Raw genomic sequence first — 13,572 nt, 5'->3', positions numbered from 1 at the left:
GCCATGCATGCCTGGCCATCGGTCATGATTGCCGCCGCGGCCCATGGCGAGGATGATGTCCGTCGTGCCGCTGGAGTCGTCCCATGGGCTACCGCCACCTGCTGCTTGCCACCAGCCTGCTGTGCGCCAGCGCGGCGGCGCAGACCGTCGCTCCGCCGCCGGCCCAGGCCGGCGACCGCTGGCTGCCGGTCACGGCGGCGCCGGCGTCCGGCAGCAGCGCGGGCGCCTACCACGATCCGTTGAGCGCGGCGGCCAGCCAGGCCCAGCGCTTCAACTTCAACGAGGCGCCCGCCAAGGATCCGGCGCCGCCCGACCAGTCGCCGGTCCGCGTCATCATCAACAACGGCCACGGTCCCCACGTCAATTGCGCGCCGATGGGGCCGCTGGGCGCGTGCCATTGAGGCGCCCTTCCGGCGGGGGAGGGCCTTGATGCTGTCCGGCCTGCGTTCGCTCGAATCGCGCATGGTGCTATTGCTGGGCTTCGCCGGGTTGTCCGGTGCGCTCATCTATGCCGGCGTCACCCAGTGGCCGTTGCCGCAGGTGCTGGTATGGCTGCGGCAGGACCTGGGCATCGGCCTGGGCGCGCCCGCGCACTTCAGCTTCTACGGCGGGCTGCTGGTCTCGCTGGCGCTGCTGTTGCCGCTGTCGCTGTGGCTGGGCCATCGCGTGATGTCGCCCATCACGCGGCTGCTGCGCGCGCTGGAAGGCGCCGTGGCCAGCTACCGCGACGGCGATTTCAGTTTTTCCATCGCCGCTCACCGGCGCGACGAGCTGGGCAAGCTGATCCGCATGCACAACGAACTGGGCCAGACCCTGCGCGAGCAGCGCCAGCACCTGGCCCAGCGCGAGCTGCTGCTCGATACGGTGGTGCAGAACACGCCGGTGGCGCTGGTGCTCACCGACGCCAGCGGGCGCGTCACCTACGCCAACATCGCCGCGCGCCACTTGTTCAACGAAGGGCGCAGCCTGCATGGCCTCACCTTCCTCGAACTGCTTGGCGGCAGCCCGGAGGCGCTGCGCCGCGCGGTGGAGGGCGGCGAGGACGCGTTGCTGACGGTGGAGATGGAAGGCAGCGAGGAGACCTTCCACCTGTCCCAGCGCAGCTTCCGCCTGCAGGGACGGCCGCACCGGCTGCAGCTGTTCCGCCGCATGACGCGCGAGCTGTCGCGGCAGGAGGTGGCGACCTGGAAGCGCGTCATCCGCGTGATCAGCCACGAGCTCAACAACTCGCTGGCGCCGATTTCCTCGCTGGCGCATTCGGGCGCCGAGCTGGCCCGGCGCGGCGATACCGGCCGCCTGCCCGGCGTGTTCGCCACCATCGGCGAACGCGCCCGCCACCTGCACGGGTTTATCGCCGGCTACGCCAACTTTGCCAAGCTGCCGGCGCCGCAACCCATGTCGATCGTCTGGCAGCCGTTCCTGGACAGCCTGTCGCTGCATTGCCAGTTCCAGCTGCGCGGCTCGATGCCCGAGCAGCCGGGCTGGTTCGACGCCGCGCAGATCGAGCAGGTGCTTATCAACCTGATCAAGAACGCCCACGAATCGGGCAGCGCGGATGACGAGGTCACCCTGTCGCTGGCCGTCATCGGCCGCGACCTGCGCATCGAGGTGGCCGACCGCGGTCCCGGCATGAGTGAAACCGTGCTGGCGCAGGCGCTGCTGCCGTTCTATTCCACCAAGCGCTCCGGCACCGGCCTGGGCCTTGCGCTGGCGCGCGAGATCGTGGAGGCGCACGGCGGGCGCATCGCGCTGGCCAATCGCGAGGAAGGCGGCCTGCGGGTCAGCCTGATGCTGCCGCTGGCCCCGCGCTAGGACAAATATCGGCGTAACGCGCCTCGCCTATACTCCAGGCACCTTTCAAGGATGTGGAGACGGACCATGGGGCAGTTGCTGGCGTTGGTCGTGGTGGCGGTGGCGGTGATCGTGCTGATCAAGCTGGTGCGCATGGTGCCGCAGGGCTACGAATGGACGGTGGAACGTTTCGGCCGCTACACCCGCACGCTCACCCCGGGCCTGCATTTCCTGGTGCCGTTCATCTACGGCATCGGCCGCAAGATGAACATGATGGAGCAGGTGCTGGACGTGCCCTCGCAGGACGTCATCACCAAGGACAACGCCGTGGTGCGCGTGGACGGCGTGGTGTTCTACCAGGTGCTGGATGCGGCCAAGGCCGCCTACGAGGTGGCCAACCTCGAACAGGCTGCGCTGGCGCTCATCATGACCAATATCCGCACCGTGCTCGGCTCGATGGACCTGGACGAGTCGCTGAGCCAGCGTGATGCCATCAACGCCAAGCTGTTGAAGGTGGTCGACGAAGCCACCCACCCCTGGGGCGTCAAGGTCAACCGCATCGAGATCAAGGACATCGCGCCGCCGCGCGACCTGGTCGATTCGATGGCGCGCCAGATGAAGGCCGAGCGCGAGAAGCGCGCCAACATCCTGGAGGCCGAAGGCTTCCGCCAGGCGGCGATCCTCAAGGCCGAAGGCGAGAAGCAATCGGTGATCCTGGCCGCCGAGGGCGAAAAGGAGGCCGCGTTCCGCGCCGCCGAGGCCCGCGAGCGTTCGGCCGAGGCCGAGGCCAAGGCGACCGCGATGGTGTCCGAGGCGATCGCCAACGGCAACGTCAACGCGCTGAACTACTTCGTCGCCAACAAGTACGTCGAGGCCCTGAAGGAGATGGCCAACTCGCCCAACCAGAAGATGCTGCTGCTGCCGATGGAGGCCACCGGCATTCTCGGTTCCCTGGCGGGCATCGCCGAACTGGCCAAGGAATCGCTGGGCCAGCAACAGCAGGGGCCGGGCGGCGGCAGCGGCCGCCGCGTGCCGCCGCCGGTGGGCTGAGCGGAGCCACACGATGGAACAGATCGCGTTGCACTACTGGTGGTGGATCCTGGCCCTGGTGCTGATTGCCGTGGAGGTGATCCTGCCCGGCTACTTCATGCTATGGATCGGCATCGCCGCGGGCGCCACCGGGCTGGTGGTGCTGGTGATCCCAGGCTTGTCCATGCTCAGCCAGGCCCTGGTCTTTGTCGTGCTGACCTTCCTCTCCTGCGCGGCCTACTGGTACGGCCTGCGCCCCCGCCTGATGCGCGACGAGCCCGGCGACACCCGGCTCAACCGCCGCGGCGAGCAGAACATCGGCCAGCGCTACGTACTGGCCGAGGCCATCGTCAACGGCCGCGGCAAGGCCAAGGTCGGCGACAGCCTGTGGCTGGTCCGCGGGCCGGACCTGCCGGCGGGGAGCGCGGTGGAGGTGGTGGGAGTGGACGGGACGACGTTGCTGGTGAGGGCGGTGGAGTAGGGGGATTGGCGCGTGGCGCCCCAAACCCTGACACCCCCCACCCCCACCCCTTACAATCCCAGACCCACCCCGAAAACCACCCGTACGCCCACCGCGTACCTAGCAGAGCCCCCGATGGACAAGAGTTTCGAGCCCGGCCAGATCGAATCGAAGTGGTATGCCGCCTGGGAGGCCAGCGGCGATTTCAAGCCGTCCGGCCAGGGCGAGCCGTACTGCATCCTGCTGCCGCCGCCGAACGTCACCGGCACCCTGCACATGGGCCATGCCTTCCAGCAGACCGTGATGGACATGCTGATCCGCTACCAGCGCATGCGCGGCATGAACACGCTGTGGCAGGTGGGCACCGACCACGCCGGCATCGCCACCCAGAAGATCGTGGAGAACCAGCTGGCGGTGGAGGACAAGACGCGCCATGACCTGGGCCGCGAAGCCTTCATCGAGCGCGTGTGGCAGTGGAAGCAGGAATCGGGCTCCACCATCACCCACCAGATGCGCCGCCTGGGCGTGGCCGCCGACTGGTCGCGCGAGCGCTTCACCATGGACCCGGGCCTGTCGGAGGCCGTGCGCAAGGTGTTCGTGGAGTGGTTCCGCGCGGGCCTGATCTATCGCGGCAACCGCCTGGTGAACTGGGACCCGGCGCTGGGCACCGCGGTGTCGGACCTGGAAGTGAACAACGTCGAGCGCGATGGCCACCTGTGGTCGATCCGCTACTACACCGTCGACGGCAAGGACAGCGTCGTGGTCGCCACCACGCGTCCGGAAACCATGCTGGGCGACGTCGCCGTGGCCGTGCATCCGGAAGACGAGCGCCACGCGCGCCTGATCGGCCAGAAGCTGCGCCTGCCGCTGACAGGCCGCGAGATCCCGGTGATCGCCGACGACTACGTGGACCGCGAGTTCGGCACCGGCTTCGTGAAGATCACCCCGGCGCACGACTTCAACGACTATGCCATCGGCCAGCGCCACGGCCTGGCGCCGATCAACATCTTCACGCTGGATGCCAAGGTCAACGAGAACGCGCCGGAGAAGTACCGCGGCCTGGATCGCTACGAGGCGCGCAAGGCCGTGCTGGCCGATCTGGAAGCCGAAGGCCTGCTGGTCGAAACCAAGCCTCACAAGCTGCAGGTGCCGGTGAGCCAGCGCTCGGACGCGGTGATCGAGCCGATGCTCACCGACCAGTGGTTCCTCGACCTGACCAGCGAGAAGGGCCGCAGGGAAATCACCGAGCCGGCGCTGGACGCGGTGCGCGGCGGCGAGATCACCTTCGTGCCGGAGAACTGGAGCACCACCTACACGCAGTGGCTGGACAACATCCAGGACTGGTGCATCAGCCGCCAGCTGTGGTGGGGCCATCGCATCCCGGCGTGGTACGACGAGGCCGGCAACATCTTCGTGGGCGAGGACGAGGCCGACGCGCGTGCGCACGCCACCGTCGCGCCGGTCGGCGCGCTGCGCCAGGACGAGGACGTGCTCGACACCTGGTTCAGCTCCGCCTTGTGGCCGTTCTCCACCCTGGGCTGGCCGATGGATGGCCCGGTGCAGGACGAGCGCGGCAACGTCGTGGCGAACTGGCAAACCGACCAGGTGTTCCTGCCCAGCGCGGTGCTGGTGACGGGCTTCGACATCATCTTCTTCTGGGTCGCCCGCATGGTGATGGCGACCAAGTACTTCACCGGCCGCGTGCCGTTCCGCCACGTCTACATCAACGCCATCGTGCGCGATGCGGAAGGCCAGAAGATGTCCAAGTCCAAGGGCAACACGCTGGACCCGCTGGACCTGATCGACGGCATCGAGCTGGAGCCGCTGGTGGCCAAGTCCACCCGGTCGCTGCTGATCCCCCAGGTGCGCGAGAAGGTCGAGAAGCGCATCCGCAAGGATTATCCGAACGGCATCCCCGCCATCGGCACCGATGCGCTGCGCTTCACCTTCGCCGCGCTGGCCAGCTACAGCCGCACCATCAACTTCGACATCAAGCGTGCCGAAGGCTACAAGGCGTTCTGCAACAAGCTGTGGAACGCTGCGCGCTTCGTGCTGATGAACTTGCCGGAAGGCGAATTGGCCGGGCCGGCCAACGGTCCGGTGACGGAGGCCGAACGCTGGATCCTCACGCGGCTGAAGCAGACGCTCACCGATGTCGAGCAGCACTTCGCCAGCTACCGCTTCGACCTGCTGGCGCAGGAGCTTTACGAGTTCACCTGGAACGAGTTCTGCGACTGGTTCCTGGAGCTGTCCAAGCCCGCGCTCAATGGCAACGATGCGGTGGCCGCCGCCTCCACCCGCCACACCCTGCTGGTGGTGCTGGAGACGGTCCTGCGCGCGCTGCATCCCATCGTGCCGTTCATCACCGAGGAAATCTGGCACTCGGTGGCGCCCAGGCTCGGCCTCGACGCGAAGTTCCTGCTGGAACGCCCGTGGCCGAAGGCCGGCGAGATCGTCGCCGACGACGCGGCGACCGCCGAGATCGAGTGGTTCAAGGCCGTGCTGAGCGGCATCCGCCGCATCCGCGCGGAGATGAACATCGCACCGGGCAAGACCATCCCGCTGCTGCTGGCCGACGGCGACGCCACCGACCGTGCCCGTGTCGCCAAGTTCGCCGCGCAGATCGCCTTTCTCGCCCGCGTGGACGCGCCGCAGTGGATCGAGCCGGGCAAGGATGAGCCGGCTGCCGCCGCCGCCGTGGTGGGCTCGATGCGCGTGCTGATCCCGCTCGCCGGCCTGATCGACCTGGGCGCGGAGAAGGCGCGCCTGGGCAAGGAAATCGCCCGCATCGAGGGCGAGATCAGGAAGTGCGAGGGCAAGCTTGGCAATGCCAGCTTCGTGGCCAATGCGCCGGCGGAAGTCGTCGCACAGGAACGCCAGCGCATCGCCGACTGGACCACCCAGCTCACCGCGCTGCGCGAGCAGGCGCAGAAGCTGGGCTAGGCGCCGCCGCTCTCCCTGTAGGAGCGCACCCAGTGCGCGACCGGGCGAAGCGGCGCGGGATGGCGCGGCTACGGCGCCTCGACCAGGTCCTTCGCCATCACGATGGCGTCCTCGCGTCCCTCACGGGCCGGGTAGTACTTCGGACGGCGCCCGATCTCCTCGAAGCCCATCGAGCGGTAGAGGTTCTGCGCCACCGGGTTGGACGGCCGCACTTCCAGGAACACGCGGCCCGCGCCGTTCCAGCGCGCGATGTCGAGCAGGCGGCGCAGCAGCAGCCGACCCAGGCCCAGGCCGCGGTGGTCCGGACCCACGCAGACGTTGAGCACGTGCGCCTCGCCGGCGGCCACCGAGAGCACGCCATAGCCGGCGATCACCCCATCCACCCACATCACCCAGCAGGGATGCCCCGCCTTCAGGCAATCGCTGAAGATGCCCTGCGTCCACGGGAATTCGTACGAAGCCGCTTCCATGGCCGCGACGATCGGCAGGTCGTCGCGGCGCATGGCACGGATGTCGGCGTGGGGGCGGGCAACGGCAACCATGCGGTTACTCCCTCAAGGATCCCAGGGCGCGGCGCAGGTTGCGCAGCGCGCTCCATAAGCGGCGCTTGCCGGCCCCCGTGGCCAGCACGTCCGCCGGCTCGTCGGCCAGCACGATATGCGCCTGGCCCAGCCTGGCCGCCGGCAGTTCGCGCCCCAGGGCATGCGCCTGGGCCTCGCCGAACACCAGGTAGGCCCGCGCCTCGGGCGCCGCCGGCAACCGGCCATCGCGCACCTCGATGCGCGGCGCGCGGGCCATGGCCGGCCCGCCGGTGAGCAGGGCGCGGCCGATCAGGTCCAGCTCGCGCGTCGAGCAGCCCGCGGGCAGCACCACCACGCATTCGCCGCCGCCGGTGGCCACAGCGGCCGTTTCCGGCGCCGGCTCGGCCACCGGTGCGGATGCCGCGCGGCGTACCCAGGGCATGATGCCCAGGGCGCGCAGCACGCGCGCGCGATGGGCCGGCGCGGCGCTGGCCATGTCAGGCCACCCCGCGGCGGCGGCGGCGCGAGGCGCGCCCCCACAGGGTCATCGCCGGCCCCGACAGCAGGTACAGCGTGAACACCACGAACAGCACGCGCGGCGGGTCGATGAAGAACGGTACCAGCACCAGCACGCCCACGATCACCCACAGGAACGGCACGCGCCCCTCGCCGCCCATCGGCAGCGACTTGAAGCTGTAGTAGCGGAAGCGGCTGACCATCAGCAGGCCCACCACCACGGCCATCACCAGGGTGACGAAGCACACGTCCTCGCCGAGGATGTCGAACTTGTCCATGCTCCACACGAAGGACATGCACACCGCCGCCGCCGCGGGGCTGGCCAGGCCCTGGAAATAGCGCTTGTCGATCACGCCGACCTGGGTGTTGAAGCGGGCCAGGCGCAGCGCCGCGCAGGCGGCGTAGATGAAGGCCGCGGCCCAGCCGATCTTGCCCCAGGTGGGGCCGAAGTCCTTCAGGGTGGACAGCGACCAGGTGTACATCACCAGCGACGGGGCCAGGCCGAAGCTGACCAGGTCCGACAGCGAGTCGTACTGCACGCCGAATTCGCTCTGCGTGCCGGTGAGGCGCGCCACGCGCCCGTCCATGCCATCCAGCAGCGCGGCCACGAACACGGCAATGGCCGCCGAGCTGTAGTCGCCGCCGATGCTGGTCACGATCGCGTAGAACCCGGCGAACATCGCGCCGGTGGTGAACAGGTTCGGCAACAGGTAAATGCCCCGGTGGCGCGGCGGGCGGACGGGCGTACTCTCGGTCATGAAGCAATCCGTGACGTAATGCGCGCAGTGTAAACCATCCCCTGCTTGAGTCCGGCCGTGGGGGGTGTTAACAAATGCGGACCCTGTCCCACGTCCTGGAGAACACCCATGCGCCGCCTGCTGATCGCTACCACGCTGCTGCTCGCCGCGCCCCTGGTCGCCGCGCAGGCCTACAAGTGGACCGATGCGAACGGTACCGTGCACTACGCCGACACGCCGCCGCCGCAGGGCACCAAGTACAACAAGGTGACCACCACCGGCACGGTCGAGCCGCTGGCGGCTCCCGCCACGTCCACCGCTAATACCGAGGGCGCCGCCGCGGCGCCCAAGCCGTCGCAGCCCGCGGCGCCGGTGGCCGATACCCCGGAGAACCGCGCCAAGCTGTGCAGCACGCTCAAGAACAACCTGGACGTGCTCAAGGGCAGTGGCCCGGTGGTGATGGAGCAGGACGGCCAGCAGAAGGTGATGGACGCCAACCAGCGCCAGCAGCAGCAGACCAGCGCCCAGGCCCAGTACCAGCAGTTCTGCGCCGGCAACTGAGCCGGCCCGTCCTGCCACCGCCCGCGGCATCTGCGGGCGGGCGCCGCGGATCGCTATAATCGGCCTCTTTCACCCGCCGGACCCGACCGCATGCGCCTCAGCCAATTCCATCTGGCCACCGTCAAGGAAGTTCCCGCCGACGCCGAAATCGCCAGCCACCGGCTGATGCTGCGCGCCGGCATGATCCGCAAGCTCGCCGCCGGCCTGTATACCTGGTCGCCGCTGGGCCTGCGCGTGCTGCGCAAGGTGGAGGCCGTGGTCCGCGAGGAAATGAACCGCGCGGGCGCCGTCGAGATCCTGATGCCCACCATCCAGCCGCGCGAGCTGTGGGAAGAAACCGGCCGCTGGGAAAAGTTCGGCGGCCAGCTGCTGAAGATCAAGGACCGCAAGGAGCAGGAATTCTGCTACGCGCCCACCGCCGAGGAGGTGGTCACCGACTTCGCGCGCAATGAGCTGAAGAGCTACAAGCAGTTGCCGGTCAACTTCTACCAGATCCAGACCAAGTTCCGCGACGAGATCCGCCCGCGCTTCGGCGTGATGCGCGCGCGCGAATTCCTGATGAAGGACGCCTACTCCTTCCATCTCACCCAGGAGTCGCTGGCCCAGACCTATGACGCGATGTACCAGGCCTATTCGCGCATCTTCACCCGGTTGGGACTGACGTTCCGCGCCGTGCAGGCCGACACCGGCGCCATCGGCGGCAACGCCAGCCACGAGTTTCAGGTGCTGGCCGATTCCGGCGAGGACGCCCTGGTGTTCTCCGACGGTTCGGACTACGCGGCCAATATCGAGAAGGCCGAGGCGCTGGCACCCACGGCCGCGCGCCCCGCGCCGGCCGCCGAACTCAAGCGGGTGGACACGCCCACCCAGAAGACCATCGAGGACGTGGCAGCCTTCCTGCAGGTGTCGCCCACGCAGTGCGTGAAGACCATCCTGGTGCGCGGCGGCAAGGGCCTGGTCGCGCTGTGCGTGCGCGGCGACCACGAGGTCAACGAGGTGAAGGCCGGCAAGCTGGCCGAGCTGCCGGGCGAATCCGTGCTGGCCGGCGAGGAGGAGATCCTCGCCGTCACCGGCACCCGCCCCGGTTTCATCGGCCCGGCGGGCCTGCCGGCGGAAATCCCGGTCATCGTGGACCGCGACGCCGCCGTGCTGGCCGACTTCGTCTGTGGCGGCAACCAGGACGGCACCCATTACACCGGCGCCAACTGGGAGCGCGACGCCCGCATCACCCGCGTGGAGGACATCCGCAAGGTGGTCGCCGGCGATGCCTCGCCGGACGGCAAAGGTACCCTGCAGCTGGCGCGCGGCATCGAGGTGGGCCACGTGTTCCAGCTCGGCAGCAAGTACGCCGAGGCGCTCGATGCCACTGTGCTCGACGAGAACGGCAAGGCGAAGGTGATGCTGATGGGCTGCTATGGCGTCGGCATCAGCCGCATCGTGGCGGCCGCCATCGAGCAGCGCCACGACGAGGCCGGCATCATCTGGCCCGAGCCGATGGCGCCGTGGCGCGTGGCGGTGTGCGTAATCAACCCCAAGCACTCGCCCGAGGTCGCCCAGGCCGCCGAATCGCTGTATGCCGAACTGTCCCGGCGCGGCATCGAGACCGTGCTGGACGACCGCGGCCTGCGCCCTGGCGCCATGTTCGCCGACATGGAACTGATCGGTATCCCGCACCGCGTGGTGGTCAGCGAGCGCGGCCTCGCCGCCGGCACCCTGGAATACCGCGCCCGCCATGAGGCGGAAGCCCGCGCCATCACCCGCGACGAACTGTTCACGCTGCTCGATTGAACGCGGCGTAATAATCCACGGAAAACGGCCGCGCGAGCGGCCGTTTTCATTTTCGAGCCGGGCGCTGGCTGGCCGGTTAATCGATTTTTTCCAATGGAAAAATATCCGTCCATTAGTAGGAAAATGCCTACATGGCGACGATTCGGTGCCAGGTGAGCGGCGGATATTTCATTATATTTTGCATTATCCGCATTGATAAGGGAGAATCGCGAAACTTAACTGATGCATTGCCTAAAGTCGCAATGCCGCCCATTCGCCAATACTCACCCCGGGAGTTACCTATGGCAGTCGACATCAAGAGCCTCAACCACAACCAGCTCAACGAGCTTATCAGCAAGGCCCAGCTGCGCCAGCAGGAATTGCGCAAGGAAAAGGTGTCCAAGCTGCGCGAGAAAATCCATGCGCTTATCAAGGCCGAGGGTTATACGTTCGAGGACATCTTTGGCCATGGCCGCGGTGGCAAGGTCCGTCGCAGCGGTGGCACGGTGGCGCCGAAATACCGCAACCCGGCCGATCCCGAGCAGACCTGGTCCGGTCGCGGCAAGCGTCCGCGCTGGTTCAATGATGCGCTGAAGGCTGGCAAGAAGGAAAAGGACCTGGCGATCTGATCGCCTCTTTTCCCTGATTCCCGAGATGCATGGAAAACGCCGGCCCCGGGCCGGCGTTTTCCATGGGGGATAATCGGTGTCAGAGCGAACGGCGCGGCGCGATCAGCAGGTCGCCGAACAGCAGGCCTGCCACCAGCGCGATCAACAGCGTGACCAGCAACATGCCGGTATCCATGCCCAGCGTGGTATCGCGTTCCAGTAGATAGGCCACGCTGCGAAAACCCACGCTGCCGGGCACCAGCAGGATAATCCCCGGCTCGCGGATGATCGCCCCCGGGCGGTGCACGAAACGGGCATACAGGTTGGCCAGGCTGCCCAGCACCAGGCCACCCAGGAACACGCCGAACGGCGCCGCCGGGATCTTGCCCGCCAGCGCGCCGCCCCAGCGCGTGGCGAGGTAGCCGAGCACCACCGCCGCCATCACCACCAGCCAGTCGCGCCGCGCCGCGCGGAAGGACACGGCGAACGCCAATGCGCCCACCAGCAGGGCCGGGTAGTCCGTCCAGGTGGGCAGCGGCGGCAGCGCGTAGTCGCGCCCCTCGATGCCGAAGGCGTTGCACAGTTGGGTGGCCGCCACCGTGCCGAAGGTGAGCTTGATAAGGGTGGCGATGGCGCCGCCCATGCGCGCCACGCCCGCCACCAGGTGCTGGCTGGAAATCTCGCGCACGGCGGTGGTGAGCGCCATGCCGGGCATCAGCACGATCAGTCCGGCCAGGATTACCGACTTGATCGCCAGCGGCACCACGAACTGGCTGACCACGATGGCGATGATGGTGGCCACCAGCGCGCTGATCGCCTCGCTGGCCACCGCCAGCCGCGGCCGCGTGGCCGAGAGCACGGTGATGCTGCCGATGATCAGCCCGATCAGCGCCGCCGTGACCAGGTCCGCCCACGAGCTGTGCAGCAGCAGCGCCACCACGCTCGCCGCCGCCAGCCCATAGCTGGCGATCACGCCCGCCTGCGCCCGGCGCGTATCCGGCCGCCCCAGCTCGCGCAGCAGGCGGAATCCCTCGCGCAGCTCGATGTGGCCCGCGATCACCTTGTCGGCGATCGCGTCGGCCTCGCACAGCCGCGCCAGGTTCACGTCGCCCGGCGCCAGCCGCATCACCTGCGTGACCTGCGCCACTTCCTCCTCGCCCTGGGCCCGGTCGGTGAACGAGACGATGATCGCCGTCGGGCTGGACCACACGTCGGCCTGCAACCCCAGCCGTTGTGCCGCCCCGGCGATCGCGCCTTCCAGGCGCGGCGCCGCGGTGCCGTACTGGTGGAGCCGGCGCGCCAGTTCGAGCAGGAAGGCGATGCGCGTATTGAGCGGCGCGGCGACCGCCGGCATGAGGATCATGGGATGGCTCATGGCGTGAGCCCGCGCAAGGAGGCTGGGCCGGCAGCGATGGAAGCGGGGAGGGCCATGGGCATGGCGCTAGTAGAACTGATTTGGATGGCTATTGTCAGGGATGGCCTTTCGTTGGCGCCGCGCGCGAGGCATGCGGTTGTTCGCTCGTCATCCCGGCCCACGCCGGCATGACGAGCCAAGAGCAGCACGTTACGCGCCGTTGCGCATCGCCTTCCCATACGCGTGGACTTCATCCACCAACACCTTCACATGTTCCGGGTCCACCTCGGGAGTAATGCCATGCCCCAGGTTGAACACGTGACCGGGATGGTTGCCGTGGCTGTCCAGCACGCGGCGGACTTCGCGGCGGATCACCTCGGGGCCGGCCAGCAGCACGGCGGGGTCGAGGTTGCCTTGCAGGGCGACGCGGCCGCCGACGGCGGCGCGGGCGTCGGCCAGGTCCAGGGTCCAGTCCACGCCCAGGGCGGCGCAGCCGGTGTCGGCCAGGGCGGACAGGTGCTGGCCGGCGCCCTTGGAGAACAGGATGACCGGTAGCTCGCGGCTGGCCGGATCGGCTTTCAACATCTCGACCACCTGGGCCATGGTGCGCAGCGAGAACTCGCGGAAGGGCGCAGGGCCGAGCAGGCCGCCCCAGGTGTCGAACACCATCAGCGCCTGGGCGCCGGCGGCGGCCTGGGCGGCCAGGTAGGCCGCCACGGCGTGGGCGAGGGTGTCCAGCAGGCGATGGGCGAGGGCCGGCGCGTTCCAGCACATCGCCTTGAGGCGGGCGAAGTCGCGCGAGCCCTGGCCTTCCACCATGTAGCAGGCCAGCGTCCACGGGCTGCCGGAGAAGCCGATCAGCGGCACGCGGCCGGCGAGTTCGCGGCGGATCAGGCGCACCGCATCCATCACGTAGCGCAGCTCGCCTTCCATGTCGGGCACGCCAAGCCGCTCGATGTCGGCCCGGGTGCGCACCGGCCGGGCGAACTGCGGGCCTTCGCCCTGGGCGAAGCTCAGGCCCAGGCCCATCGCGTCGGGCACGGTGAGGATGTCGGAGAACAGGATGGCCGCATCCAGCCCGAAGCGTTCCAGCGGCTGCAGGGTCACCTCGCAGGCCAGTTCCGGGCTCTGCGCCAGCGCCATGAAGCTGCCGGCGCGCGCGCGGGTGGCGCGGTATTCGGGCAGGTAGCGGCCGGCCTGGCGCATCACCCACACGGGCGTGGTGTCGGTGGCCTCCCGGCGCAGCGCGCGCAGGAAGCGGTCGTTCTTCAGGGCTGGGGTCATC

At 68.6% G+C, this 13,572-nt stretch carries 13 protein-coding genes; 8 read left to right on the top strand and 5 right to left on the bottom strand.

Annotated elements, in window-relative coordinates; translation table 11 throughout:
• Window positions 1-83: 83 nt before the first annotated feature.
• The 5 genes from MJ605_RS12385 to MJ605_RS12365 all read left to right on the top strand — a co-directional run bounded on the left by MJ605_RS12385 (window position 84) and on the right by MJ605_RS12365 (window position 6,223).
• Window positions 84-401: a hypothetical protein gene (locus MJ605_RS12385; RefSeq protein WP_243041832.1), complete on the top strand. Its 318-nt coding sequence runs from the start codon at window positions 84-86 to the stop codon at window positions 399-401.
• A gap of 28 nt (window positions 402-429) precedes the next feature.
• Complete coding sequence (locus MJ605_RS12380; protein ID WP_243041831.1) at window positions 430-1,812, top strand: sensor histidine kinase; 1,383 nt, start codon at window positions 430-432, stop codon at window positions 1,810-1,812.
• A gap of 66 nt (window positions 1,813-1,878) precedes the next feature.
• Entirely contained in the window at window positions 1,879-2,841 is a 963-nt protein-coding gene (locus MJ605_RS12375; protein WP_243041830.1) for an SPFH domain-containing protein, read from the top strand.
• 13 nt (window positions 2,842-2,854) lie between these two features.
• Window positions 2,855-3,301, top strand: a complete 447-nt coding sequence (locus tag MJ605_RS12370) for an NfeD family protein (RefSeq protein WP_243041829.1) — start codon at window positions 2,855-2,857, stop codon at window positions 3,299-3,301.
• Window positions 3,302-3,415: 114 nt separating this feature from the next.
• Window positions 3,416-6,223, top strand: coding sequence for a valine--tRNA ligase (locus MJ605_RS12365; RefSeq protein ID WP_243041828.1), 2,808 nt, complete (start codon window positions 3,416-3,418; stop codon window positions 6,221-6,223).
• Window positions 6,224-6,291: 68 nt separating this feature from the next.
• Here the strand turns inward: MJ605_RS12365 and rimI are convergent, their stop codons facing one another.
• Genes rimI through pssA form a run of 3 tightly spaced genes read right to left on the bottom strand, consistent with a single transcriptional unit; the run spans window position 6,292 to window position 8,018 of the window.
• A complete protein-coding gene (gene rimI, locus MJ605_RS12360; RefSeq protein WP_243041827.1) occupies window positions 6,292-6,765 on the bottom strand; it encodes a ribosomal protein S18-alanine N-acetyltransferase in 474 nt (157 codons plus the stop codon).
• Window positions 6,766-6,769: 4 nt separating this feature from the next.
• The gene (locus tag MJ605_RS12355; RefSeq protein ID WP_243041826.1) at window positions 6,770-7,240 is read right to left on the bottom strand and encodes a hypothetical protein; all 471 of its coding nucleotides are present in this window, start codon (window positions 7,238-7,240) and stop codon (window positions 6,770-6,772) included.
• 1 nt (window position 7,241) lies between these two features.
• Window positions 7,242-8,018: a CDP-diacylglycerol--serine O-phosphatidyltransferase gene (gene pssA / locus MJ605_RS12350; protein WP_243041825.1), complete on the bottom strand. Its 777-nt coding sequence runs from the start codon at window positions 8,016-8,018 to the stop codon at window positions 7,242-7,244.
• A gap of 108 nt (window positions 8,019-8,126) precedes the next feature.
• Here pssA and MJ605_RS12345 point away from each other — a divergent pair, with 108 nt between their 5' ends.
• From MJ605_RS12345 to MJ605_RS12335, 3 genes are all read left to right on the top strand, one after another.
• Entirely contained in the window at window positions 8,127-8,558 is a 432-nt protein-coding gene (locus MJ605_RS12345) for a DUF4124 domain-containing protein (RefSeq protein WP_243041824.1), read from the top strand.
• Window positions 8,559-8,648: 90 nt separating this feature from the next.
• Entirely contained in the window at window positions 8,649-10,346 is a 1,698-nt protein-coding gene (locus MJ605_RS12340) for a proline--tRNA ligase (protein WP_243041823.1), read from the top strand.
• Between the two features lie 281 nt (window positions 10,347-10,627).
• The gene (locus tag MJ605_RS12335) at window positions 10,628-10,954 is read left to right on the top strand and encodes an H-NS histone family protein (protein ID WP_243041822.1); all 327 of its coding nucleotides are present in this window, start codon (window positions 10,628-10,630) and stop codon (window positions 10,952-10,954) included.
• A gap of 79 nt (window positions 10,955-11,033) precedes the next feature.
• On the opposite strand, the gene MJ605_RS12330 is transcribed toward MJ605_RS12335, so the two are convergent.
• Together MJ605_RS12330 and hemE are read right to left on the bottom strand one after the other, a co-directional pair.
• Window positions 11,034-12,308: a threonine/serine exporter family protein gene (locus tag MJ605_RS12330; RefSeq protein ID WP_243041821.1), complete on the bottom strand. Its 1,275-nt coding sequence runs from the start codon at window positions 12,306-12,308 to the stop codon at window positions 11,034-11,036.
• A 189-nt stretch (window positions 12,309-12,497) separates the two neighbouring features.
• Complete coding sequence (gene hemE / locus MJ605_RS12325) at window positions 12,498-13,571, bottom strand: uroporphyrinogen decarboxylase (RefSeq protein ID WP_243041820.1); 1,074 nt, start codon at window positions 13,569-13,571, stop codon at window positions 12,498-12,500.
• Window position 13,572 lies beyond the last annotated feature (1 nt).

The organism is Dyella sedimenti (assembly GCF_022760995.1).
Classification (GTDB): Bacteria; Pseudomonadota; Gammaproteobacteria; order Xanthomonadales; family Rhodanobacteraceae; genus Dyella; species Dyella sedimenti.
The sequence above is the reverse complement of the archived record's forward strand: the minus strand, read 5'-3'. Positions and strand labels throughout refer to the sequence as shown.